Consider the following 23,439-nt stretch of genomic DNA (forward strand, 5'->3'; position numbering starts at 1 on the left):
TGCCGCAATGGACGACCCCGATATTCAACGGGAAAGCGAGTTTTCCGGCGCAAGCCGCATTATCACCCTCAGCGTTTTACTGTTTATTTTGCTCGGCGTCTGGGCATGGTTTGGCACCCTTGATGAGGTTTCGACAGGTACCGGGAAAGTCGTCCCCAGTTCACGCGAACAAATACTCCAGTCGCTCGACGGCGGTATTGTCACCGAGGTGTTAGTGCATGAAGGCGACAAAGTTCAGGCTGGGCAAATTGTTGCCCGGCTTGACCCCACCCGTTCAGAATCAAATGTTGGCGAAAGTGCCGCGCGTTATCGCGCATCGCTTGCCTCCAGCGTGCGGCTTAATGCGGAAGTGAGTGATCTCCCGCTGGTCTTCCCTGATTCCCTCAAAGCCTGGCCGGAGCTGACCGCTTCTGAGATGCGCCTGTATAAAAGCCGCCGTGCGCAACTTAATGACTCCGCAGCAGACATACAAGATGCGCTGGTGTCGGTTAACAAAGAGCTGGCGATAACTCAGCGCCTGGCAAAGAGCGGTGCCGCCAGTAATGTAGAAGTGCTGCGCCTCCAGCGGCAAAAAAGCGACCTGCAACTGAAAATCACGGACCTGCGCTCACAATATTATGTGCAAGCGCGCGAGGCGCTTTCCAAAGCAAACGCCGAAGTGGACATGCTCGCCTCAGTCATCAAAGGCCGTGAAGATTCGGTATCGCGCATGACGGTGCGCTCGCCAATGCGCGGCATTGTGAAAAATATCCAGGTGACTACCATCGGTGGCGTAATCCCCCCCAACGGTGAAATGATGGAAATCGTCCCGATTGATGACCATCTACTGATTGAGGCTCGCCTCTCGCCGCGCGATATCGCCTTTATCCACCCAGGCCAGCGCGCGCTGGTGAAAGTCACCGCCTACGATTACGCCATTTACGGCGGGTTAGAAGGCGAAGTGGAAACTATCTCCCCGGATACCATTCAGGACAAAGTTAAACCTGAAATCGTCTACTACCGGGTATTTATACGCACCCAGCAGGACTACCTGGTGAACAAAGCCGGACACCATTTTTCAATTTCGCCCGGTATGGTCGCCACCGTCGATATCAAAACCGGGCAAAAAACCATCGTTGATTACCTGATTAAACCGTTTAACCGCGCCCGGGAAGCGCTGCGCGAGCGTTAACAGGGATGAGGGGTAGTAAGTGAAGCTACAACTCTGTTATACTTACAAAACACTTGTGGGGCTGATTCTGGATTCGACGGGATTCGCGAAACCCAAGGTGCATGCCGAGGGGCGGTTTGCCTCGTAAAAAGCCGCAAAAAAATAGTCGCAAACGACGAAAACTACGCACTAGCAGCTTAATACCCTGCTTAGAGCCTTCTCTCCCTAGCTTCCGCTCTTAAGACGGGGATCAAGAGAAGTCAAACCCAAAAGAGATCGTGTGTAAACCTTGCCTGGGGTTGAAGCACTAAAACTAATCAGGATAGTTTGGTAATGGCGTGTCTATCCGCAGTTGCCCGGCGAATGTAAAGATATGACTAAGCATGTAGTACCGACGGCGTAGTAATTTCGGACGGGGGTTCAACTCCCCCCAGCTCCACCAAAATTCTTTGTTGATGGTCACCAGAGCCTGATATGAAGTCCTGAAAGCCCGCTTAACGAAAGTTACGCGGGCTTTTTTGTGCCTGCGATTTGTGCTTTGTACCCTTCCCATAAAACAAAAAGCCACCAGCAATTGCCAGTGGCCATCCATAAACTCAAAAAATCAACGATGATTGATCTTAACTCCCCCGGTAAGTTGAGTAACCGTATTGACTCAACAATAAAGGGATATGGAGCTTTTGATTCGTTTTAGTGACGTTGAAAATCACAGGAACTGCCGGGAAGAATGTTTCCTGATTATTTGCCTTGAAATAATCCCCCACTTTAAAGGTCACTTTATAGATGCCTGGTTCCATATCACCGGTGTCTGGAAAAAGTGATTTGATTCTGCCGCCGGTATCCGTTTTCGAAGTCGCAAGATGCGTCCAGGAAGAACTCTCTTGTTTGTCCAACTCGACGACAACGCCCTGCGAAGGCAAACCAGTCTGTTGGTTGAGAATATGAACACTAAGCGTTCCTTCTGGTGCTGCAAGTACACTGAAGCTGATCAAGGAGAGAATAGAAGCCGCTAAGATTTTCATCGCGTTAACCTGTTGTGAATTTGTTAACGGATTATATGAACCTACACACATAATAAAATTAAACTTTTTGTTATATATCTGCGCCTTTGAGACTGAAATTGCCGTTGAGCCGCGATAGCCCTGGTGTAAGAAAATTATCAAAGGTTGGAAGGAGCGCGTGAATAGTCTGTAATTCCTGAAACTCATAAAAATTCTTTGGAAAACAGCTCGCATTCCGTCTGTTAGCGGATTGGTTAACACTCCCGATTTACGTTATAGTCAGCGCCGCTGCGGCAAAATTCGCAGCCGGGATTTGCACCCCGCCAGAAACTACAAGGATTCACTTAATGTTATGCATTGAGTGTCAATGCCTCTGCACACCCGCTGTTTGAACAGTTCAAAAACTGTACATACAACTTCAATGGTGGCTCAGGCAGGGCAATCTTCGGATTGGCCGGTGTCCTTGTAGGCCGGTAGTGCAAACCCTGTCTGGGCTACCACCAAGAGATTTGCACCTCTGGTAGTAGTCGTTATCACTACAAGGAGATGTAAATGACACTTTCACACAGCCCTACTTTCCTACCTTTTCAACAAGACTGGCACAAAGCCGATATCATCGCGGCGCTGCATAAAAAAGGCACCTCGCTGGCTGCCGAATCCCGCGCCGCAGGCTTAAGTTCTACAACTCTTGCCAATGCGCTGATACGCCCATGGGCGAAAGGTGAATTGATAATCAGCAAAGCGATTGGCGTACCCGTCGAAATCATCTGGCCAAGCCGCTACATTAATCCCCAAACAAACGAACCAATCACCCGGCTAATGCGCACCCGTAACCCGAAATAAACAATTAGCGCCATCTGACTAAATCTCTGCACAGATGGCGCTTTAATTAGCTTGAATGATTCCGGCGAGAGCGGTGAAAACATTCTGGCCGGATTTACGAGCGTGTTCCGAATAGAGTCCATATTAAGCCAGTAGAATCATTACCCTATTTGGAACTTGTGATATTATAAATAATGTTTTTGTATAAAAACATTCCAAATGTTAATAAATACCAGCAAATGAAAAAAAGAGTAATGATATTATGAATTATGATGATGCTATTGATGAAGAGAGACGTAAAATGATCTCCCTCAGTGGCGCATGGTTTATTGTTGTGACATTAACACTGTCTGCTTTCGTTCTATTTTATTCCTATTTTTTAGATGACGATAAATTTATAACAGCCAATACTTACAGTAAAATCTTTGCATTCATCTATATTTTATTTATATCCACTTTATGGGTTGTCCGCACATTGAACCCTTCTTATCTCGATAAAAACTGGATGAGAAATGCATCAATGCTTATTTTTATTAATGGACTCATATGGGGAGGCATCGTTTTTTGTTATGTCATGGAAAACCGTCTTCTCGGGCCAGTTTTTCTTTGCGTAATTGTATTGTTTTGTGGTGTTGTATCTGGTTACCCATTAAAGCTGATTTCTATATACTGCCTACCTATTTTCAGTTCATTATTATTGGCAACATTTTTAAAAAATGGATTACTCCAATCCCTGTACATGTCTATTATCCTGGCAGGAACTTGGTTCATTATAAAAACCAGCGACTCTTTAATTAAAAAAAGAATAAACAAGGAGATTGCTACTTCATTAATTTTAGAAAAAAAAGCATTTAATGCATATAACTATGCCCAAACAGATTATCTGACAGGCGTTTTTAATCGCCGGGGCTTTGAGGTCGAGTTTAAAAAAGCAGTTTCGAAATGTGTGATTCAACAAAAACCTTTTGCAATCATACTTGTTGATATTGATTTTTTCAAAGAGATAAATGACAGTTTTGGTCATATTACTGGCGATGATTGCCTTATTAGCGTTGCCGATAAAATTAAAAGTTGTATAAAACCTTTCGCAGCAAGTGTTTCACGATATGGTGGGGATGAATTTATTATTATCATCCATGATGCCTGTTCTACAACGGTCGAGATACTTTGTAAGAGCATCAAAAAATCCATCAATGAAAATAGCTTGAAATCCATAGGATACAAGTGCGTTTCAGTCACTCAGGGTGCAGCTATTTGCAGCAATGCAAAGTATGTAAATGATATTATAAATTGCGCTGATAAAGCTCTTTATGAGGCCAAGGAAAATGGAAGAAACTGCTACCGAATAGCCGAATGATATATAGCTACCAGAAATAATATTATTGATTCCCCATTTAGCCATTGTGTTTTTAAGGCATGTTGCGAAATGGGGAGATTAAAAAAGCGCAGAAGCAGGGTTATGCGTATCGACTGGCTACAGTGCTATTCTATTGGGAAGCCTATCTCCGTTGAACTAGCCGAATGGTCTCTTTATCTTCAATTACCCTAAATCCTCTCCTGTGCAGGAGCTTAGTAGCAGACCAACCCATCCACTAAGAATCAGCTCTACCAAGCAACAACACAGAGATAGCATTTCTTATAGCTGCAAAAAAAGAGCTAATAGTAACCAAGTGCGACTACTTTAATTGACAATAATCAACTAACAGTTTGAATGCAATTTAACTAAAACAAAAAATATGCAACATTGACGCAACAAGATAACTATAGGGTTTACAGATGCTGCTGTTTAGATTGTCTACATCAATATTATGCGCACTACTGACTGCTCTAACCTTTATCTGGGGAGCGCTTGTGTTTGATATAGAGATGATTTCAGTACCAGTGACTGAATTTATGTCCGGAATTGTTGATAACATTTATGTCAGATTGGTTGAAACTCCAATGCAGGAAAGCAGCGTTACAGAATTTACTGAGTAACCAATTCAATAAAGCAAAACACAGATAATTAATGAGTGCCTACTGCCCCCCTCTCAGTTTACTGACTGGATATCGATGAGATATTCCCGATCCTACTCCAGTCATTCGAAAGCAATGGAGTGAGAATGATTTCAAACCCTATTAGCCAACTATTTTCAACATAGTGTAATCATCGCTAAAACAATTCAATGCATTACATTTAACATATGTCAATATCAATTAAACGTACTTTACTATTATGAAGATAAGGTGTGCGAACTTTTATTTTTTAAGTACTTTAAGAAAGAACACATAAACACTTAACCTCACTATAAAATGGTTACCATGAAAAAATTATTAATTGCTGTTATTGCAACCATGGCATTATCTGGTTGCGCTCAACAAACCTTCAAGATTAATAACGGTATTGCTGAAAAACCTTCTCAGGAAACTAAACAAACATTCTTTGTTCAAGGACTTGGGCAATCTCAGACCATAGATGCCGCTCTTGTTTGTGGTGGGGCTGATAAAGTCATCCGCACAGAAGTTCAGGAATCAGGAATGGACGTACTTCTGCGAGTTGTATCACTTGGCATTTATACACCTCGTGAAGCCCGAGTATATTGCTCTAAATAATTATTCTTCAGCAGGCATTCATTGAATGCCTGCTGAAGGATGGTCTACCTTTATCTGATATCACAAAGTTTTGATTGCTGACTGGCGCAAGCTGCTGATACGGAACCTACCTTGTTTATGGAGAAGGAATTAATGACTGAATCTTCACTCATTCCACTGTCTTTCCCCATGCCGGAAATCCCAGGTGTTACTGTGACGTATGGCGGGCTGCATTATCTGCAACCTGAATTGCTACTGGATTTTATTAGTGTCTCGGCGCAGCCGCTGGCTTCTGTCACCCCGGTTGCTGTGCTCTACGCCGATATCGGTGTCTTGCAGCGCATTGAATTACGTAAAATCCCTGTACCGATCAAAGGGCGCATTGTTTACCCTGTCAGTTCTCAGGCGCTTCCCAGTCTGCGCGCAAGGCTTATCATTAATGGGCCATTCAAAAAACTTAAATTCCAGGGCACTCTGATTGCAGCAACGGCAGAGCCATCAGTGCAAAATATGACTCTCATTGGTCTGGCGCTAGAGTTCACAGCCCTTCCACTATAATTTCACGCAACATCTTACTGCCATAAATTCAGAACCGGCAACGCGCCAAATCCTATGTTTATCCACCTTACAATTACTGAATTGTGGGTTCTGTCTCACTCTTAACGCCCTACTACGTCCTATACAAAAAACGTGCTGCAAACCGATTTCCCACCCTCTCAATTCGGGTTACAATCAATTAATGACTGTATAAATAAACAGGTTAATTGCTATGAATCTGGCTTTAAATGGCGAAAAGATTGGTCGTGATCAGTTCACCGGCGCGAAAATTGAAAACAGTACTTTCTATAACTGTGACTTTTCAGGGGCTGACCTGACGGGTACAGAGTTTATTGGCTGCCAGTTTTACGACAGGGAAAGCCAGCAAGGTGGTAATTTTAGCCGGGCAATCCTGAGGGATGCGGCCTTCAAGAACTGTGATTTATCGATGGCAGATTTCAGGAATGCAAACGCATTGGGCGTTGAAATCCGCGAGTGTCGGGCGCAGGGAGCAGACTTTCGTGGTGCAAGCTTCATGAATATGATCACAACACGCACCTGGTTTTGCAGTGCATACATAACCAAAACCAACCTGAGTTACGCCAACTTTACTAAGGTAGTGCTTGAGAAGTGTGAGTTGTGGGAAAACCGCTGGAATGGCGCTCAGATACTTGGCGCGACCTTTAGTGGCTCCGATCTCTCTGGAGGAGAGTTTTCTTCATTCGACTGGCGCGCAGCAAACTTTACCCATTGCGATTTAACCAACTCAGAATTGGGTGAATTGGACGTACGCGGCATCGACTTACAAGGAGTAAAACTGGATAATTATCAGGTGATCCAAATAATGGAGCGATTGGGAATAACAATTATCGGCTAGGCTTGCCATGGAAAGTGGCAGCCTGACAAGTGAGACTCAACCATGAACGGCTTGGCTCACTGTATGATATACGTACAATTGAACGTCTACCTAAAGACAAGCAATAAAATACAGACAGTTACGTTATCATCCCTGTTCAGCCAGATAATTGCCCTCTTTTTCCCACATCGCTGGTTGTGTTATTGGTACGAAAAGCGGCTGAAATAAGGTATAAAGCGGCATGAAAATCCCAAATAGAATCCAACCGCTGGTTGATGATGGCCTGATCGACGATGTGCTTCAGCGGCTGAAAAGCGGCAAAGAGGCCGACGTTTACACCGTTTTATGCGGTGGCAAGATCCAATGTGCCAAAGTGTACAAAGAAGCGACACAACGTAGCTTTAAACAGGCTGTGCAGTATCAGGAAGGGCGAAAAGTCCGCAACACACGTAATGCCCGTGCGATGCAAAAAGGCTCGAAGTTCGGGCGCAAGCAGCAGGAAGAAACCTGGCAGACTGCCGAGGTCGAGGCATTATTCCGTCTTGCTAACGCCGGGGTGCGCGTACCACAGCCATATATGTGTATTGACGGCGTGCTACTGATGGAGCTGGTCACGGATGCTGAAGGTGCTGTGGCCCCTCGTCTGAGTGATGTAACTCTGGACGAAGAGAGCGCGATTGCTGATTTCAATACCATGATCCGCAATATCGTGCGCATGTTGTGTGTAGGCATTGTGCATGGCGATTTGTCGGAGTTTAACGTGCTGCTTGATGCGCAAGGGCCGGTCATTATCGACTTGCCGCAAGCCGTCGACGCCGCCGCCAATAACCACGCTGAATCCATGTTTGAGCGTGATGTGAATAACATCACCGAATACTACGGCCAGTTCGCCCCGAATCTGTTGAAAACACGTTATGCGAAAGAGATTTGGGCGTTATATGAAGACGGAAAATTAACGCCAGAAACACCGCTGACGGGTCTCTTCGTTGAAGAGGTTCATGACGTGGATATGGATTCATTGATTGATGAAATCATTACCGCGGAAGATGAGTATTATGATCGTCAGCGGGCGGCCAAAGAGCGCGACCAACAGTACGAATGATGAATCAAAAAGCCCGCATAGCAGAAGTTATGCGGGCTTTTTGTCTTTTTAAGACAGACGGTTAAGGGCAACTCCCCTCAACTTAACGGTGGATAAATACAGTTCTTTCCTGATTCCTTGGCTTCATATAAAGATTTGTCTGCTGAAGCAATAATTTCATCCAGTGTTTTACCATCCCCGGAACTGGCTATTCCACAGCTAAATGTAACCGTTAGATTTTGCTCACGCCATTTTCTGCGGCTGACGGTATAACGCCAGCTATCAACAATTTCATAGCATTCAGCAAATGTGATTCCGCAGAAAATGGCGACCAGCTCTTCACCGCCAAAGCGATAAATAGAATGAGTACCACCTAAACGTTCAAGCCCAATCTTACTGACATGCTGTAAAACGAAATCACCTGTTGGGTGGCCATAGGTATCATTGATTTTTTTAAAGTTATCTAAATCAATCATCGCCAGATGGAAAGGTGTATTTGAACGAACCAGGTTGAGGGAGTCCTCTTCAAACCTGCGGCGGGAACCTATTTTCGTCAGGGTGTCGGTACTTGCCGCCTGTACTGCCTCTTTCAGAGTTTCATTTTTTTTAGCCAACCCCTGGCATAGCCCGGCAAAATTATGTGGTAATTCGTTGCCGTCATCACCATTAATATTTTTATAAAGTGTGTCTATCCACTGTTTAAAGTATGCTCTGCAAATCAGGGCCATAATAAAGTAGCAAAATATACAGGCTAGAATGACATACAACAGTACAATGTAGGAATCATTTAATAATTTATCGTATTCTTTAATATCAACCGAGGTAAAGGCAACCCAGTCAGGATTTTGATAAGCTTGATAAAAAACAATCTTTTTATTTACCTCATCCCTGAAATAACCCGTAGAGTCCTTTGCTTCACTAATCCATAAGGCCGGTACAGTCCGGGTAAAAATGTCCTTAGTATTTGAGGACATAATCACAGAACCATCCATTGCTGCGACCCTGAAGTGACCATTATAGGGAACGACAAGCCCCTGCATATTATTGCTCATAGCATTAAAGCTCAGATCAAAGGCAATATTACCGATAAATTCAGAATGTTTATCAAACAGATTCATACTAACGGTTATCGCTTTTTCTTTCTTTTTTTCAGAGTTGGTTTTCTTTGCCGAAATATAAGGTTCAGAATAAAACACTTGGTCTTTAAATCCATCCCTGTGGTACCAGGGGCGCGAGCTAGGTTTATAATTTTCTAATTCAAAAGGCGGATAAATTTTGTAGTTATCTTGATTATCAGAAACAAGTACACTCCCCAGCATTTCATTGGCATTAACTAAGGATGGAATGAGCAGATTCAACTCATTGTGATTAGGCGAGATATACTCGATTATGTCATGTTTCTCTATCATGCCTGAAAGGGAGCTAAACAGGACATTGATTTTTCGTATTGGGTTTTCAATGCAGTTATGAGCGCTATTTGATGTAAACCTGAACATGGTTTCATCAAAATGATTTTCTGTATTGATTCGAATGTAAAAGAAAGAATAAATAGAAATTAACAAAAATGGTGCCAGTACAACAGAAATTGTTATTGCCAGAGCGCGTTTTGAAGTTAGTGTTAACATGATGAGGAATTCTTAGTTGTTATGCAAAGAAACAGCATAATTCAATAACTATTAAATAGACTTGATGCCTATGATTTAACCATTGCATTCTAAACAAATAACAAATCAATCACTTTTTAATTCTCACAGACATGATAAACATCCAGTTATTCGGGCGACTATTATCGTATAACCTATTAAAATAGCAAGCAGTGCTACCCGTGTGGTGTTATTGCATAATCACGAAGGCGAAGGTGCCGTCGGTAAAGTGATTGAAGCTGTTGGCCAAGTGGTTATAGGCGTTAACTTAGTCGTCAGTTCCATGATGTTTGTTATCGCGATAATCAACAGCATCGGCGTTATCTGTTTCGGCGTATTTGCCCATAACCTCGATGCTGGCCACTCATTCAAACAGTATGTTTTGCTGTTCATCGGTGATAGTCTGGTCGCGCAAATTCCTTCTCTGCTACTTTCTGCTGCCGCACAATTATTGTGACCCGCGAGTGTGACGATAACGACATCAGTACTGAAATTAACACGCAATTCCTCCGCGGAACTCTACGGCAAAACCGATGGCATGCTGGATACATACCCTGCCTATAGTATGGCGATTGCCCGGCTATTATCGGAGCAAAAAACGAAAGCGTTGAATCTGGGTTATCAGGAGCTGGATTGTGCAAAGGTCGTCGCAAATAACGTCAATAATATCGCGCGTAATTACTTGTCTTAGTTATTTAATTACGACAACATCACATATCTTTATAATCGTTTGAGTCTGCAGTTATTTAAATTGGCAGAAGATTTGATTGCCAGATTATATATTCTTTTCAGGTCCTGCATTTGGGCCATCATAGCTAACCCTCTATAAAGATAACCAATTACCTCTCTGATACATATACGACCAAGGAAAGTTAGATAATATAAATAATCATGCACGCTGCAAATTGTATAGATAAGCACTTGAGGAACGTCATTATTTGATGGTGACTAAAACTTCCCGTCAAAAGGCACTATTACACTTTTCAAAGCAGCACTCATAGTATCCAGGTCAAGTCCTATATTTTCATATTTATGTACCTCTTCATCGTTATCCGCCGATCAAAAACCTCTAAAAAACCGTGCATTCTTTTTTGTTTTATCGTCTCCTTAACTCAGTAAAAGCACTCTATTGCCAATAGGAACAACATGACTATCGAGACTATTTCCCCCGCACAGGCCAAAATTCTGGTCGCTCAAGGAGCCGCGTTGATTGATATCCGCGAGCGGGATGAACATGCGCGTGAGAATATCCCTGAAGCGCATTTACTCTCGCTTTCGGCCATCGAAAACGGTGACCGCCTTGGCCCATTCGACCCTTTCGATACCGTGATTTTTCATTGCCAATCCGGCATGCGCACAACGCAAAATGCCCAAAAGTTGGCTGATGCTGTGGCTCCGGCGAAAGTTTTGATCCTTACTGGTGGGTTGGATGCCTGGAAGAAAGGCGGGCAGGAAATTCTGGCGGATAAATCACAACCATTACCTTTGATGCGCCAGGTACAAATTGCTGCGGGTACGTTGGTGCTTGCAGGCGTAGTGCTGGGTTATGCAGTACATCCGGGTTTCTTCTTACTTTCAGGATTTGTGGGTGCAGGTTTGCTCTTTGCAGGTATAAGCGGCTTTTGTGGCATGGCACGTCTGCTAGAAAAAATGCCGTGGAACAAACGTTAGGTTAAATCGACATCTATCCTGCCGCTTTGGGCTATGGTTAACGATAGACGTTGTCTATTTATCTTCGTTGAAAGAGGAAAACTATGTTCAAAGCAGGCGATCTGGTGCAGCCCAAAAAAGGCGGCCCAAAATATGAAGTTCTGGATGTTCAGGGAGATACTCTGTTCTGTACGCCCAGAAACATTTTGACAGGCGAAACAGTCACCTTAAAGGCAGAAGACGTTGCGCTGTATAAAGAAGATGACGATTTTGGCGTTTGCTAATGCTTATCTCAGGCGGGTCTTATTTTGCCCGCCGAAAAACTATTCTCAGTAACCTCTTTCATAACCTGCAAAAAAGCATTTCACTGCAGTATCAGCATTCACTTCTTTGAAAAAATCAGCCACCAGTTCTTTGTCGAGGTTGTAGCGACGAGTCAAGACCCCAGCTTCCCATGCAGCCCGTTGGCGGTCGCCCGTTTGTTCTGAAATACGATGGCTAAACCCCAGCACAAACCCGCGTTTGTAGTCCGAGCAAAAGCGAGTCACCCTGGTGACACTGTCAGCTTCACGGGCTTTCAGCCCTGCCATCAATCCCTTTCCAAAATGATTATCCACTTGAATGCTCCTGTTGATCACATCGTTATATAATAAATTATATAACGATTTTTCAGGCCCTGGGTAGCCTTAAAACTGAGGCTATGCATGAAAAATTTAAGATAATGATTTTAAATGAAAAATTAATAGCCAAACGACAAAATCAGGAAACTCTGTCTGATATGTCTCATTTAGCGGATTTTATTGACAAAATGCCTTTAAATAAAAATTTATCACTAATTGTCGAATTGCAAGCAGGGATATAATCTAGCCGACATAAACAAATCATTTATTAGCACTGCCATTAGCACTCAATGGCAGTGTATATCGCTAATTATCATGCGGAGTTAGAATAATGTTTTCTCCTGAGTCACGCCTGCGCCATGCAGTCGCAGATACTTTTGCGATGGTAGTGTATTGCTCGGTTGTGAACATGATGATTGAAATCTTTCTCTCAGGCATGAGTTTTGAGCAATCACTCTCTTCGCGCCTGGTCGCCATTCCCGTAAACATTCTGATTGCCTGGCCATACGGTTTTTACCGTGATGCATTTATGCGTTTTACCAAACGCTATAGCCAGGCCAGTTGGGCGAAAAATCTCGCCGATGTACTGGCTTACGTGACTTTCCAGTCACCTGTGTACGTCGCTATTTTGTGGTCGGTTGGAGCAGACTGGAATCAAATAGTCGCGGCGGTAAGTTCAAATATTATCGTCTCGATGCTTATGGGTGCTGCGTATGGCTATTTTCTTGATTATTGCCGTCGTTTATTCCGTATCAGCGGTTATCGAAGCGCAAAAGCAGAGGTGTGATAGCGTTGAGGTGTGAACCCAACAACGCCTCATTCGAATTAGTGCTCGCCAAATAAGCCAGACAAGTAACGTTCCAGGGCGACACGTGAACTAAATCCATGCGGAATACCGTAATGCTGATGGGTTTCACCAGCCAGATAGAGTGGAAATTGCTGATAATGATCGCAGGTTTTTACATCTGTCGCAGGCTCTGCCAGTGTCTGGCTTCGTTCTTTTAACGTGGGGTGAATGATCAAAGCTGTTCGCCCCATCCGCGCCTCACGATTTACATAAACGTAGTTTTCCCCACGCCGGTATCCGTAGGTTTTCGGTGTCACTATATCCATGGTAAAACCGGCTTTTTCAAGAACGCGGGCCACCTCATCAGGTCGTAAATACATATTTTTTCCTCGTCATCTTCTATTGCAGCGCAACCTTACAATAACCAGCATTAGCAACGCTTTCAGATTAGTCCATAAAGACGGTGAAAGAGAGTGAACTGACTCATTACTAAAAATTATGGTCTACACTGAGTAGTACATCGCAAAAAGGGAGAAACCAATGTTTAACCGCGTAAATCGAAATGATGTAGACGAAGGCGTTGATGATATTAACCGTGACGTGAACCAACTGGCTGACACGCTGGAAGAGGTTCTTAAATCGTTCGGTAGCGATGTTAAAGAAGAAGGGGAAGCTGCCCGCAAAAAAGCGGAGTCTCTGCTTAAAGAGACAAGAGCCCGCCTTCATGGTCGCACCCGCGTAAAACAGGCCGCTTGTGATGCGGTAGGTTGTGCCGATACATATGTACGAGATAAACCATGGCAGAGCGTGGGTATCAGCGCCGCTGTAGGTATTTTCATCGGGGCTTTATTAGCTTCCCGTCGATAATCCGAAAAGTGTAGTGATAATAAATATGCGTCTAACCCCGGAGCCACTTCCGGGGTTTTTTATATCCGTAATTCCTCAAGCTGCGTCTTTGTTGGCAATTTGATTTCAGCTAATCGCATCGCGTAGCTGTTTCGCGGCTTTTAACGCCATCGCTTGTGAGGTGAGATTAGTAAAACTCATCAATATTCCCCCTTCCCCTGTTGTCACCATTCGCCAGTCACTTAATGCTTGTACCGCAAGCCCTGCATCGCGAGCTTTAGCCACCAGAACACGGTCATCACCCTTTACGCGCATCACCAGTTGAATGCCTCCTGCCTGTGGGACGACATCAAACCCCTGTTGTTGCAGAGCATTCTCCAGCCATACTCTTCGCTCGCTGTAGCACAAACGCATCTTTTTCAGATGCCGCCAGAAATGCCCTTCGCGCAGGAAATCTGCAATGGTTTGTTGAATCAACAATGGGGCAGTACATGGCAGGAAATGTGTGTGCTGTGAAAATGCCTCAACCTCCTGTTGCGGCACCACCAGCCAGGCGACGCGTAAAGCGGGAAACAAAGATTTACTGAACGTTCCGGCATAGATAACGCGCTGCGGACCATCGAGGCTTTTTATCGGCGGCAGCGGTTTTCCGTGGTAGCGGAACTCACTGTCGTAATCGTCCTCAATAATCCAGCTATGATTTGTCGCAGCCCAATCAAGCAACTGGCGACGGCGAGTTATGGATAAAGCCACACCCAGCGGGCTTTGATGAGCCGGGGTCAAAAGTGCAAAACGCGCATCGGGAAAATGGTTAATACCATAATCAATCTGCATCCCTTCACCATCGACCGGCACCGGATGTAATGCCATCCCCGCTTCTGAAAATACCGGGCGTACATAGCGATAACCGGGATCTTCGAGCCAGACTCCGTCACCAGGTTTGGCAAGCGCATGCACAACTAGCCTCATTGCAGCCTGAAAACCTGCGGTGATGAAGATCTGCTCCGGGTGGCAGTCGATGCTGCGTGAGAAACGCAAATAATCGGCAATGGCCTGGCGTAATGTCGATTCCCCATTCGCTTCGGGTAACACTAAATCGTAGCGTGTTTGCAGACGTAAGCGCCGTCCCATAATTCGTGCCCACAATGCGCGCGGGAATGCATCCAGCGCGGGTAAACCCACCTGGAACGGACGTGGCGTACCTTGCGGTTGGCTGGTTGTCGTCTCGGGGTTATTTGCGCCTTTCGTCACCGACAAGCTGACAAAGGTCCCTGCCTGGCCACGTCTTTCCAGCCACCCTTGCGCAACCAGCTCCCCGTAGGCATTTTCCACTGTTGCCCGGGCCACCCCAAGTTCCAGCGCCATGGTGCGACTTGACGGCAAACGGCTTCCGGCAACCAGCTCGCCATCACTGATTGCCTGCTTAAGCTGTCGCGCGATTTGCTGGTAACGCGGTATCGAATGGTGAGCACTCACTACGGGTTCAATCGACCTTGCCATTATGGCCTGCTTTATTAGTTAATTTATGGCTCTCTTTAGTAGTCCATCATAGTGCTAAATTGCCCGTACACCAACACGAGGATTGCCCCATGATTGAATTACGCCAGCCTTATTACGACCTTTCCCCAGCCGTATTTAAGCCTATGCTTCAGGCACTGAAAGGCCTGGAATCAAGCTCGCTCGGCTCGACCCTGATTGAACTTGTTTTCCTGCGCGTCTCGCAAATTAACGGCTGCGCCTATTGCCTGGAGATGCACTCAAAAGCACTGCGCAAAGATGGCGTAGACCAGACCAAGCTAGATGCATTGGCGGGCTGGAAAGTGAGTAATCACTTCAGTGATAAAGAGCGCGCGGCACTGGCCTGGGCCGAAGCAATAACCTTAATTACCGAAGGTGGTGCAGAAGATGCAGTGTACCAACCGTTGCTGCAATTCTTCACCGCACAAGAGATTAGCGATCTTACTTTCACTGCAAGCCTGATGAATGCGTTCAACCGCCTGGCAATCAGTATGCGTATGTAGTTTTTTCTGGTCGGATTAGCACAGCGACACCCGACACCCGACACCCGCACAATAGTGGTGGATTTCGCTAACGCTAATCCACCCTAAAAATTCTTTTTTGCCCGCAACCTTCCCCGCTCATCACCTTTGCTGTCCTTATCGAAAAATACTATATCTTGTATGGTTGATTATTTTATTACCCACATCTAGTATTCATATTCTCAACAACAGAGAGAATAAGAATCATGCGCATTATCATATACACTCGAAATGACTGTGTTCAGTGCCACGCAACTAAACGCGCCATCGAAAGCCGTGGGTTCACTTACGAACTGATTAATCTCGATTTAACCCCGGAAGCCGCCGACGAATTACGCGCCCTTGGTTTTCGCCAGTTGCCGGTTGTGGTCACAGAACAAGAGAGCTGGAGCGGATTCCGGCCGGATATGATCAACCGTCTGCGCAACCTGGCGACTGCATGAGTCATCTCGTCTACTTCTCCAGCACCTCGGAAAATACTCTGCGTTTTGTCGAACGCCTGGAATTACCCGCGCTGCGCATTCCGCTGGATTTCAAACAGCGGCTGATTGTTCCAGAGCCTTATATTTTGATAGTGCCAAGCTACGGCGGTGGCGGAATTGCCGGCGCCGTACCGGCCCAGGTCATTCGTTTTTTAAATAATCCGACGAATCACTCGTTACTGCGCGGTGTGATTGCCAGCGGTAATCGTAATTTCGGCGAAGGATTTTGCCGGGCGGGCGACGTGATAGCCCAGAAATGCCAGGTACCGTATCTCTATCGTTTTGAGTTACTCGGCACCGAGCAAGATATTGAAAACGTGCGTAAGGGAGTCAAAGAATTTTGGCAACGACAGAAGCTATCAGCGTAATGGCGACGGAAAGCGCGGATTATCACGCACTCAACGCCATGTTGAATCTTTATGATTCCGAAGGCCATATCCAGTTTGAGAAAGATAAGCTGGCGGTAGAGCAATTCCATAAACAACATGTGCTACCCCGTTCGCGCCAGTTTCCCCACCAGCAAGCTCGCCTCGACTATCTTGTGGCTGAAGGTTATTACGACAATGCCGTGCTACAACGCTATGACAGTCGTTTTGTCGTCACGTTGTTTGAGAAGGCGCTGAACAGTGGTTTCCAGTTCCAGACATTTCTCGGCGCCTGGAAGTATTACACCAGCTACACCCTGAAATCTTACGACGGTAAAGAGTATCTGGAACATTTCCCGGACCGTGTGTGCATGGTGGCGTTAACACTGGCGCAGGGTAACGAAAACCTCGCCATGCAATTGATGGATGAGATGCTCAGCGGCCGATTCCAGCCTGCCACGCCCACTTTTCTGAACTGCGGGAAAATGCAGCGCGGCGAACTGGTGTCCTGCTTCTTGCTGCGAATTGAAGACAATATGGAGTCGATTGGCCGCGCGGTAAATTCCGCATTGCAGCTTTCGAAACGTGGCGGTGGCGTAGCTTTCCTGCTCTCCAATTTGCGTGAAGTTGGCGCGCCGATTAAACGCATCGAAAACCAGTCGTCCGGTGTTATTCCAGTGATGAAAATGCTGGAAGATGCGTTTTCGTACGCCAACCAGCTCGGTGCGCGCCAGGGCGCGGGCGCGGTTTATCTTCACGCCCATCATCCCGATATTTTGCGTTTTCTCGACACCAAGCGCGAAAATGCTGATGAAAAAATTCGCATCAAATCGCTCTCGCTTGGCGTGGTGATCCCGGATATCACTTTCCAGTTGGCGAAAGATAACCAGCCGATGGCGTTATTCTCGCCTTATGATGTCGAGCGTATTTACGGCAAGCCATTTGGTGATATTGCCGTCAGCGAACTTTACGAAGAAATGCTGTCGGACGAGCGTATTCGCAAAACCTTTATTAATGCGCGTGATTTCTTCCAGACACTGGCCGAGATCCAGTTTGAGTCTGGTTACCCGTACATCATGTTTGAAGACACGGTAAATCGCGCCAACCCGATTGCCGGGCGTATTAATATGAGCAACCTGTGTTCAGAGATCTTGCAGGTTAATAGCCCTTCTACTTACGACGAAAACCTCGATTACCAACAAACAGGTAAAGATATTTCCTGCAATCTCGGCTCACTGAATATCGCCCATACCATGGATTCCCCCGATTTTGGCGAGACTATCGAAGTCGCAATTCGCGGGCTAACAGCGGTTTCCGATATGAGCCACATTCGCTCAGTACCGTCGATTGAAGCAGGAAACGCCGCGTCACACGCCATCGGCCTCGGCCAAATGAATCTCCATGGTTATCTGGCGCGTGAAGGTATTCCTTACGGCTCGCCAGAAGGTCTGGATTTTACCAATTTCTATTTTTATACCGTGACCTGGCATGCAGTTCGCACATCAAATTTACTGGCACGAGAACGCAAACAGCGCTTCGCAGGTTTCGAGCAATCAAGTTATGCGAATGGCGAATATTTCCGCCAATATCTGCAAGAAAGCTGGCAGCCAAAAACCGAGAAGGTGCGCGCGTTATTTGCCAAAGCCGGGGTCGCTATTCCCAGCCGCGAAGAGTGGCAACAGTTGCGTGACGACGTGATGGAATACGGCCTGTATAACCAGAATTTGCAGGCTGTCCCACCGACGGGTTCGATCTCTTATATCAACCACGCAACATCAAGCATCCACCCGATAGTCTCACGTATCGAGATTCGCAAAGAAGGCAAAATCGGTCGTGTTTATTATCCGGCTCCGTTTATGACTAACGACAACCTGGAGTTTTACCAGGATGCCTACGATATCGGCCCGGAAAAAATTATCGACACCTATGCGCAAGCCACTCGCCACGTTGATCAAGGTTTATCGCTGACACTGTTTTTCCGCGATACCGCCACCACTCGTGACATTAATAAAGCGCAGATTTATGCCTGGAAAAAAGGCATCAAGACGCTCTACTACATTCGCTTGCGCCAGATGGCACTGGATGGAACGGAGGTGCAGGGCTGTGTGTCCTGCGCTTTATAAGGAGAAATCATGACTGAGTTAACCCGGGTAAGTGCCATCAACTGGAACAATATCGAGGATGAGAAAGATCTCGAAGTGTGGAATCGCCTGACCAGCAATTTCTGGTTGCCGGAGAAAATCCCACTGTCGAATGATATTCCGGCCTGGCAATCGCTCAGCGATGAAGAACAGCAACTGACTATCCGCGTGTTTACCGGGCTGACTCTGCTGGACACTATTCAGAATACGGTTGGCGCACCGGTATTAATGAATGATGCGATTACGCCGCATGAGGAAGCCGTTTTGTCTAACGTGAGCTTTATGGAAGCGGTGCACGCCCGCTCATATAGCTCGATTTTTTCAACGCTTTGCCAGACTAAAGATGTTGATGCGGCGTATGCGTGGAGCGAAGAAAACCCGCCACTACAACGTAAGGCGCAAATTATCCTCGCTCATTACCACGCCGATGATCCATTGAAGAAGAAAATTGCCAGCGTATTTCTGGAGTCTTTCCTCTTCTATTCTGGATTTTATTTGCCGATGTACTGGTCGAGCCGTGGCAAATTAACTAACACGGCTGACCTGATTCGCCTGATTATCCGCGACGAAGCGGTGCACGGTTATTATATCGGTTACAAATTCCAGAAAGTGCTGGCGCAGCAAAGCATTGAGCGCCAGACCGAGCTGCAAAACTTTGCCCTCGATTTGCTGATGGATCTTTACGATAACGAAGTCGCTTATACCGATGCGCTTTACGGTGATGTGGGTTGGCAGGAAGAGGTGAAAGCCTTTCTTTGCTACAACGCGAATAAGGCATTAATGAACCTGGGTTACAACGCGCTATTCCCGCCTGAAATGGCAGAGGTGAACCCAGCGATACTGGCAGCACTCTCCCCCAATGCGGACGAGAACCACGACTTTTTCTCGGGTTCTGGCTCATCGTATGTAATGGGGAAAGCGGTGGAAACTACAGACGAAGACTGGGATTTCTAAAAACAGCCGCAGGTGCGTTGACTGCACCCGCGCCCCCCTGTCACATAGTTATCTATGCTCCTGGGGACTTGCGGCTTTGTCGCCTTTCTGCAACGCGAATTATTTTGGTTTCTTATTGTAAATTAAGCCAAATAAACCGCACATTTCTGGCGTTGATATTTTCAGTCAACACTACAAAATCGCTGTTTACATTTCCGCCTGAATATCACGCTATTCAGGCAAATTTCGCCTTCGCTTACAAAAAATATCATCTTTCTCTGATTTGCTCTCAGCCCTTTACTTATGGGAAATTCTGCCCACTCAAGCCGCGCGGATATTGGATATATCAGAAATCGAGGGTTGTCTCAGATTCTGAGTATGTTAGGGTATATGCAGTGAATATTTCCATCAGGAATTGTGTATAAATATATAAATACAGGAATAACTTTATTGCATGGCAATTAAACTTGAAGTGAAGAATTTATATAAGGTATTTGGTGAGCACCCACAGCGCGCATTTAAATATATTGAAAAGGGTATTTCAAAAGCCGAATTACTGGAAAAAACAGGGCTGTCGCTTGGCGTAAAAGACGCCAGTCTGGCAATTGAAGAAGGCGAGATTTTTGTCATCATGGGGTTATCGGGTTCCGGTAAATCCACCATGGTTCGCCTTCTCAATCGCCTGATTGAACCAACCCGTGGGCAGGTACTGATTGATGGTGTAGACATCGCTAAGATATCAGACGCACAACTGCGTGAAGTGCGTAAGAGCAAGATCTCAATGGTATTCCAGTCATTTGCTCTGATGCCCCATATGACGGTGTTAAATAACACTGCTTTCGGCATGGAATTAGCGGGAATTCCGTTAAAAGAACGTCAGGAAAAAGCTCTTGATGCATTGCGTCAGGTAGGGCTTGAAAATTATTCCCACGCTTATCCTGATGAGCTTTCTGGCGGTATGCGTCAACGTGTTGGTTTAGCCCGCGCATTGGCAATTAATCCAGATATATTATTGATGGATGAAGCCTTCTCCGCACTCGATCCATTAATTCGTACTGAAATGCAGGATGAATTAATTAAATTGCAGGCTAAACACCAACGTACCATTGTATTTATCTCCCACGATTTAGATGAAGCAATGCGTATTGGCGACCGAATTGCCATTATGCAAGGTGGTGAAGTAATACAGGTCGGCACACCGGATGAAATTCTCAATAATCCGGCAAATGATTATGTACGCACCTTCTTCCGAGGTGTGGATATTAGTCAGGTATTTAGCGCCAAAGATATTGCCCGCCGAAGCCCTGCTGGCCTGCTGCGTAAAACCGCCGGTTTTGGCCCTCGTTCTGCGCTGAAATTGCTGCAAGACGAAGATCGTGAATTCGGTTATGTCATCGAACGCGGGCAAAAATTCCTCGGTATTGTATCGACTGACTCACTGAAAGCGGCGTTGGCTGCTGGTCAGGGTCTGGATAATGCTTACCTCGAATCTCCGGCGGCAGTTTCCGCTGATACGTCACTAAGCGATCTGCTCACCCATGTAGGCCAGGCTCCGTGCGCGGTTCCAGTCATAGGTGAAGAGAGTCAGTACGTGGGTATCATCTCAAAAGGGGTGCTGCTCCAGGCGTTAGATCGTGAGGGGGTAAGTCAATGAGTGAAGCAAATCCGTGGGATACCGGCAGTGCGGCTGCCGACACAACAACCAACCATGCCGCTGCAACTGCTGATGCGTGGGGAAGCCAGGCGGCATCCACGCCTGCGGCAAGTGGCAGTGCAGACTGGCTGAATTCAGCTCCTGCGCCACAGCCAGAACATTTTAACATTCTGGATCCGTTCCATAAGACGCTGATCCCACTCGATAGCTGGGTAACTCACGGCATCGACTGGGTGGTGACACACTTCCGCCCGGTGTTTCAGGGCATTCGCGTGCCGGTGGATTATATCCTCAGTGGCTTCCAGCACTTCTTGCTGGGGATGCCAGCACCGGTTGCCATCATTCTGTTTGCGCTGATTGCCTGGCAGATGTCGAGCCTGGGAATGGGTATCGCAACGTTGATTTCGCTGGTAGCGATTGGCGCGATTGGTGCCTGGTCACAAGCTATGGTGACGCTGGCGCTGGTACTGACGGCCCTGATGTTCTGCATGATAATCGGCCTGCCGCTGGGGATTTGGCTGGCACGCAGCGAACGGGCAGCAAAAATAATTCGCCCCCTATTGGATGCGATGCAAACCACTCCAGCGTTTGTTTATCTGGTGCCAATCGTAATGCTGTTCGGTATCGGTAACGTGCCAGGTGTGGTAGTGACGATTATCTTTGCCCTGCCACCAATTGTGCGCCTGACGATTCTGGGTATTAAGCAGGTGCCGGAAGATCTAATTGAAGCCTCGCGTTCTTTTGGCGCAAGCCCGCGCCAGATGTTGTTCAAGGTTCAGTTACCGCTGGCGATGCCGACCATTATGGCGGGCGTTAACCAGACACTGATGCTGGCACTTTCGATGGTGGTTATCGCCTCGATGATTGCCGTTGGTGGCCTGGGCCAGATGGTTCTGCGCGGTATTGGCCGCCTCGATATGGGTCTTGCGACCGTCGGCGGCGTCGGCATTGTCATTCTTGCCATTATTCTCGACCGCTTAACTCAGTCCATTGGCCGCGATTCGCGCAGCCGTGGCAACCGCCGCTGGTTCAATACCGGCCCAATTGGTCTCTTGACCCGTCCCTTCATTAAATAAGCCTGTGGCGGCATGCGTGCCGCCTCATGCCCCATCACCAAAAATAGGAATAACGATGCGACACACGACTCTTTTCGCGACAGCTCTTGCCACACTCGTTACCACCAGCACTTTTGCCGCTGACTTGCCGGGTAAAGGCATTACGGTTCAGCCAATTCAAAGCACCATTTCTGAAGAATCCTTCCAGACACAGCTTGTCAGCCGTGCCCTTGAAAAACTGGGTTACACCGTAAATACGGCAAGCGAAGTGGATTACAACGTGGGTTACACCTCGATTGCCTCTGGCGATGCCACATTTACCGCAGTGAACTGGCAGCCACTGCATGACGATATGTATGCCGCTGCGGGTGGCAGTAACAAGTTTTATCGCGAAGGCACGTATGTGACCGGCGCGGCGCAGGGTTATCTCATCGATAAAAAGACCGCAGATAAATACCACATCACCAACGTTGAGCAGCTAAAAGATCCGAAGATTGCCAAACTGTTCGACAGCAACAACGATGGCAAAGCCGACATGATGGGTTGTACGCCGGGTTGGGGTTGTGAAGCGGTGATTAACCATCAGAACGAAGCCTATAAGCTGGCCGATACGGTAACGGTTAGCCACGGTAATTATTCAGCGATGATGGCGGATACCATTGCACGTTATAAAGAAGGCAAACCGGTGCTGTATTACACCTGGACGCCATACTGGGTGAGCGATGTGCTCAAACCTGGGAAAGATGTGGTGTGGTTGCAGGTGCCGTTCTCGTCCTTGCCGGGTGAGCAAAAGAATATCGACACCAAACTGCCGAATGGCGCGAACTATGGTTTCCCAGTGAACACCATGCATATCGTGGCAAACAAAGCCTGGGCCGAGAAAAACCCGCAGGCAGCGAAACTGTTTAGCCTGATGAAACTGCCACTGGCGGATATCAATGCCGAGAATGCGATGATGCATAACGGTAAATCCTCAGAAGCAGATATTCAGGGCCACGTTGATGGCTGGATTAAAGCACACCAGGCGCAGTTTGATGGCTGGGTGAAAGAAGCTTTAGCCGCTAAGTAAGCCTTTGTATTAATCTGAGACCGGCCTTCTCTTCAGGAGAAGGTGAAAACCTAACCCTCTCCTGCCTGGAGAGGGTATTCCTACCAAAACAAACCGCACAATCCGACTCCTGCTTACGTTAATTTTCGTTATTATTC

The 23,439-nt window shown here is 46.5% G+C and carries 26 protein-coding genes and 1 other RNA gene; 22 read left to right on the forward strand and 5 right to left on the reverse strand.

Going from position 1 to position 23,439, the window contains the following annotated elements; translation table 11 throughout:
• The first annotated feature begins 7 nt into the window (after positions 1-7).
• Together M977_RS06210 and ssrA are read left to right on the forward strand one after the other, a co-directional pair.
• On the forward strand, positions 8-1,171 hold the full coding sequence (locus tag M977_RS06210; RefSeq protein ID WP_157092047.1) for an HlyD family type I secretion periplasmic adaptor subunit: 1,164 nt from the start codon (positions 8-10) through the stop codon (positions 1,169-1,171).
• Positions 1,172-1,228: 57 nt separating this feature from the next.
• Positions 1,229-1,592, forward strand: a transfer-messenger RNA (tmRNA) gene (gene ssrA, locus M977_RS06215).
• 178 nt (positions 1,593-1,770) lie between these two features.
• Here the strand turns inward: ssrA and uraH are convergent.
• Positions 1,771-2,172 (reverse strand): hydroxyisourate hydrolase, encoded by a 402-nt coding sequence (gene uraH, locus M977_RS06220; protein ID WP_064513531.1) that lies wholly within the window; start codon positions 2,170-2,172, stop codon positions 1,771-1,773.
• Positions 2,173-2,703: 531 nt separating this feature from the next.
• Here uraH and M977_RS06225 point away from each other — a divergent pair.
• The 6 genes from M977_RS06225 (at position 2,704) to M977_RS06250 (ending at position 8,039) form a co-directional block, all read left to right on the forward strand.
• Positions 2,704-2,994 carry a helix-turn-helix domain-containing protein gene (locus M977_RS06225; RefSeq protein ID WP_064513234.1) on the forward strand — a complete coding sequence of 97 codons (291 nt, stop codon included), beginning with the start codon at positions 2,704-2,706 and terminating at the stop codon, positions 2,992-2,994.
• 241 nt (positions 2,995-3,235) lie between these two features.
• On the forward strand, positions 3,236-4,330 hold the full coding sequence (locus M977_RS06230; protein ID WP_064513236.1) for a GGDEF domain-containing protein: 1,095 nt from the start codon (positions 3,236-3,238) through the stop codon (positions 4,328-4,330).
• A 944-nt stretch (positions 4,331-5,274) separates the two neighbouring features.
• Complete coding sequence (locus tag M977_RS06235) at positions 5,275-5,565, forward strand: Bor family protein (protein WP_064513534.1); 291 nt, start codon at positions 5,275-5,277, stop codon at positions 5,563-5,565.
• 132 nt (positions 5,566-5,697) lie between these two features.
• Complete coding sequence (locus M977_RS06240; protein ID WP_064513238.1) at positions 5,698-6,102, forward strand: hypothetical protein; 405 nt, start codon at positions 5,698-5,700, stop codon at positions 6,100-6,102.
• Positions 6,103-6,313: 211 nt separating this feature from the next.
• A complete protein-coding gene (locus tag M977_RS06245; RefSeq protein ID WP_064513240.1) occupies positions 6,314-6,958 on the forward strand; it encodes a Qnr family pentapeptide repeat protein in 645 nt (214 codons plus the stop codon).
• Positions 6,959-7,178: 220 nt separating this feature from the next.
• Positions 7,179-8,039 carry a PA4780 family RIO1-like protein kinase gene (locus M977_RS06250; RefSeq protein ID WP_064513241.1) on the forward strand — a complete coding sequence of 287 codons (861 nt, stop codon included), beginning with the start codon at positions 7,179-7,181 and terminating at the stop codon, positions 8,037-8,039.
• 77 nt (positions 8,040-8,116) lie between these two features.
• Here the strand turns inward: M977_RS06250 and M977_RS06255 are convergent, their stop codons facing one another.
• Entirely contained in the window at positions 8,117-9,643 is a 1,527-nt protein-coding gene (locus tag M977_RS06255; protein WP_064513243.1) for a sensor domain-containing diguanylate cyclase, read from the reverse strand.
• Positions 9,644-9,845: 202 nt separating this feature from the next.
• Here M977_RS06255 and M977_RS25790 point away from each other — a divergent pair, with 202 nt between their 5' ends.
• From M977_RS25790 to M977_RS06270, 4 genes are all read left to right on the forward strand, one after another.
• Positions 9,846-10,118, forward strand: a complete 273-nt coding sequence (locus M977_RS25790; RefSeq protein ID WP_064513246.1) for an FHIPEP family type III secretion protein — start codon at positions 9,846-9,848, stop codon at positions 10,116-10,118.
• Between the two features lie 9 nt (positions 10,119-10,127).
• A complete protein-coding gene (locus M977_RS25795) occupies positions 10,128-10,352 on the forward strand; it encodes a hypothetical protein (RefSeq protein WP_245163489.1) in 225 nt (74 codons plus the stop codon).
• A gap of 455 nt (positions 10,353-10,807) precedes the next feature.
• Positions 10,808-11,332: a rhodanese family protein gene (locus M977_RS06265; protein ID WP_064513248.1), complete on the forward strand. Its 525-nt coding sequence runs from the start codon at positions 10,808-10,810 to the stop codon at positions 11,330-11,332.
• Between the two features lie 83 nt (positions 11,333-11,415).
• The gene (locus M977_RS06270; protein WP_064513250.1) at positions 11,416-11,595 is read left to right on the forward strand and encodes a hypothetical protein; all 180 of its coding nucleotides are present in this window, start codon (positions 11,416-11,418) and stop codon (positions 11,593-11,595) included.
• A gap of 45 nt (positions 11,596-11,640) precedes the next feature.
• Here M977_RS06270 and M977_RS06275 read toward each other — a convergent pair whose 3' ends face one another.
• Positions 11,641-11,928 (reverse strand): DUF2623 family protein, encoded by a 288-nt coding sequence (locus tag M977_RS06275; protein WP_064513252.1) that lies wholly within the window; start codon positions 11,926-11,928, stop codon positions 11,641-11,643.
• A 334-nt stretch (positions 11,929-12,262) separates the two neighbouring features.
• On the opposite strand from M977_RS06275, the gene alaE reads away from it, so the two are divergent.
• Complete coding sequence (gene alaE / locus M977_RS06280; RefSeq protein ID WP_064513254.1) at positions 12,263-12,718, forward strand: L-alanine exporter AlaE; 456 nt, start codon at positions 12,263-12,265, stop codon at positions 12,716-12,718.
• A gap of 38 nt (positions 12,719-12,756) precedes the next feature.
• Here the strand turns inward: alaE and M977_RS06285 are convergent, their stop codons facing one another.
• On the reverse strand, positions 12,757-13,098 hold the full coding sequence (locus M977_RS06285) for a DUF2002 family protein (RefSeq protein WP_064513255.1): 342 nt from the start codon (positions 13,096-13,098) through the stop codon (positions 12,757-12,759).
• A gap of 160 nt (positions 13,099-13,258) precedes the next feature.
• Here M977_RS06285 and M977_RS06290 point away from each other — a divergent pair, with 160 nt between their 5' ends.
• Entirely contained in the window at positions 13,259-13,585 is a 327-nt protein-coding gene (locus M977_RS06290; RefSeq protein WP_034457412.1) for an ElaB/YgaM/YqjD family protein, read from the forward strand.
• Between the two features lie 105 nt (positions 13,586-13,690).
• Here the strand turns inward: M977_RS06290 and pdxR are convergent, their stop codons facing one another.
• Positions 13,691-15,022 carry a MocR-like pyridoxine biosynthesis transcription factor PdxR gene (gene pdxR, locus M977_RS06295; protein WP_064513536.1) on the reverse strand — a complete coding sequence of 444 codons (1,332 nt, stop codon included), beginning with the start codon at positions 15,020-15,022 and terminating at the stop codon, positions 13,691-13,693.
• Between the two features lie 131 nt (positions 15,023-15,153).
• Between pdxR and M977_RS06300 the strand changes: the two genes are divergently transcribed.
• The 8 genes from M977_RS06300 to proX all read left to right on the forward strand — a co-directional run bounded on the left by M977_RS06300 (position 15,154) and on the right by proX (position 23,302).
• A complete protein-coding gene (locus tag M977_RS06300) occupies positions 15,154-15,585 on the forward strand; it encodes a carboxymuconolactone decarboxylase family protein (RefSeq protein WP_064513258.1) in 432 nt (143 codons plus the stop codon).
• A gap of 224 nt (positions 15,586-15,809) precedes the next feature.
• Positions 15,810-16,046: a glutaredoxin-like protein NrdH gene (nrdH, locus tag M977_RS06305; RefSeq protein ID WP_064513260.1), complete on the forward strand. Its 237-nt coding sequence runs from the start codon at positions 15,810-15,812 to the stop codon at positions 16,044-16,046.
• Positions 16,043-16,453 carry a class Ib ribonucleoside-diphosphate reductase assembly flavoprotein NrdI gene (nrdI, locus tag M977_RS06310; protein ID WP_064513262.1) on the forward strand — a complete coding sequence of 137 codons (411 nt, stop codon included), beginning with the start codon at positions 16,043-16,045 and terminating at the stop codon, positions 16,451-16,453. Before nrdH ends, nrdI begins: the two co-directional genes overlap by 4 nt.
• Positions 16,426-18,573 (forward strand): class 1b ribonucleoside-diphosphate reductase subunit alpha, encoded by a 2,148-nt coding sequence (nrdE, locus tag M977_RS06315; protein ID WP_064513264.1) that lies wholly within the window; start codon positions 16,426-16,428, stop codon positions 18,571-18,573. The genes nrdI and nrdE overlap by 28 nt, the downstream gene beginning before the upstream one ends.
• Positions 18,574-18,582: 9 nt before the next feature.
• A complete protein-coding gene (gene nrdF, locus M977_RS06320; RefSeq protein ID WP_064513266.1) occupies positions 18,583-19,545 on the forward strand; it encodes a class 1b ribonucleoside-diphosphate reductase subunit beta in 963 nt (320 codons plus the stop codon).
• Positions 19,546-19,978: 433 nt separating this feature from the next.
• Entirely contained in the window at positions 19,979-21,178 is a 1,200-nt protein-coding gene (gene proV, locus M977_RS06325) for a glycine betaine/L-proline ABC transporter ATP-binding protein ProV (RefSeq protein WP_064513268.1), read from the forward strand.
• Positions 21,175-22,254 carry a glycine betaine/L-proline ABC transporter permease ProW gene (gene proW / locus M977_RS06330; protein ID WP_064513270.1) on the forward strand — a complete coding sequence of 360 codons (1,080 nt, stop codon included), beginning with the start codon at positions 21,175-21,177 and terminating at the stop codon, positions 22,252-22,254. The genes proV and proW overlap by 4 nt, the downstream gene beginning before the upstream one ends.
• Before the next feature lie 55 nt (positions 22,255-22,309).
• On the forward strand, positions 22,310-23,302 hold the full coding sequence (proX, locus tag M977_RS06335) for a glycine betaine/L-proline ABC transporter substrate-binding protein ProX (RefSeq protein WP_064513271.1): 993 nt from the start codon (positions 22,310-22,312) through the stop codon (positions 23,300-23,302).
• Positions 23,303-23,439: the final 137 nt, after the last annotated feature.

Source organism: Buttiauxella gaviniae ATCC 51604 (assembly GCF_001654835.1).
GTDB classification, from domain to species: Bacteria; Pseudomonadota; Gammaproteobacteria; order Enterobacterales; family Enterobacteriaceae; genus Buttiauxella; species Buttiauxella gaviniae.

Bases quoted from the DNA above. Each gene is read 5' to 3' on its own strand.
- M977_RS06210 (WP_157092047.1), top strand. From the start codon at position 8: ATGGACGACCCCGATATTCAACGGGAAAGCGAGTTTTCCGGCGCAAGC.
- uraH (WP_064513531.1), bottom strand. From the start codon at position 2,172: ATGAAAATCTTAGCGGCTTCTATTCTCTCCTTGATCAGCTTCAGTGTA.
- M977_RS06225 (WP_064513234.1), top strand. From the start codon at position 2,704: ATGACACTTTCACACAGCCCTACTTTCCTACCTTTTCAACAAGACTGG.
- M977_RS06230 (WP_064513236.1), top strand. From the start codon at position 3,236: ATGAATTATGATGATGCTATTGATGAAGAGAGACGTAAAATGATCTCC.
- M977_RS06235 (WP_064513534.1), top strand. From the start codon at position 5,275: ATGAAAAAATTATTAATTGCTGTTATTGCAACCATGGCATTATCTGGT.
- M977_RS06240 (WP_064513238.1), top strand. From the start codon at position 5,698: ATGACTGAATCTTCACTCATTCCACTGTCTTTCCCCATGCCGGAAATC.
- M977_RS06245 (WP_064513240.1), top strand. From the start codon at position 6,314: ATGAATCTGGCTTTAAATGGCGAAAAGATTGGTCGTGATCAGTTCACC.
- M977_RS06250 (WP_064513241.1), top strand. From the start codon at position 7,179: ATGAAAATCCCAAATAGAATCCAACCGCTGGTTGATGATGGCCTGATC.
- M977_RS06255 (WP_064513243.1), bottom strand. From the start codon at position 9,643: ATGTTAACACTAACTTCAAAACGCGCTCTGGCAATAACAATTTCTGTT.
- M977_RS06265 (WP_064513248.1), top strand. From the start codon at position 10,808: ATGACTATCGAGACTATTTCCCCCGCACAGGCCAAAATTCTGGTCGCT.
- M977_RS06270 (WP_064513250.1), top strand. From the start codon at position 11,416: ATGTTCAAAGCAGGCGATCTGGTGCAGCCCAAAAAAGGCGGCCCAAAA.
- alaE (WP_064513254.1), top strand. From the start codon at position 12,263: ATGTTTTCTCCTGAGTCACGCCTGCGCCATGCAGTCGCAGATACTTTT.
- M977_RS06285 (WP_064513255.1), bottom strand. From the start codon at position 13,098: ATGTATTTACGACCTGATGAGGTGGCCCGCGTTCTTGAAAAAGCCGGT.
- M977_RS06290 (WP_034457412.1), top strand. From the start codon at position 13,259: ATGTTTAACCGCGTAAATCGAAATGATGTAGACGAAGGCGTTGATGAT.
- M977_RS06300 (WP_064513258.1), top strand. From the start codon at position 15,154: ATGATTGAATTACGCCAGCCTTATTACGACCTTTCCCCAGCCGTATTT.
- nrdH (WP_064513260.1), top strand. From the start codon at position 15,810: ATGCGCATTATCATATACACTCGAAATGACTGTGTTCAGTGCCACGCA.
- nrdI (WP_064513262.1), top strand. From the start codon at position 16,043: ATGAGTCATCTCGTCTACTTCTCCAGCACCTCGGAAAATACTCTGCGT.
- nrdF (WP_064513266.1), top strand. From the start codon at position 18,583: ATGACTGAGTTAACCCGGGTAAGTGCCATCAACTGGAACAATATCGAG.
- proV (WP_064513268.1), top strand. From the start codon at position 19,979: ATGGCAATTAAACTTGAAGTGAAGAATTTATATAAGGTATTTGGTGAG.
- proW (WP_064513270.1), top strand. From the start codon at position 21,175: ATGAGTGAAGCAAATCCGTGGGATACCGGCAGTGCGGCTGCCGACACA.
- proX (WP_064513271.1), top strand. From the start codon at position 22,310: ATGCGACACACGACTCTTTTCGCGACAGCTCTTGCCACACTCGTTACC.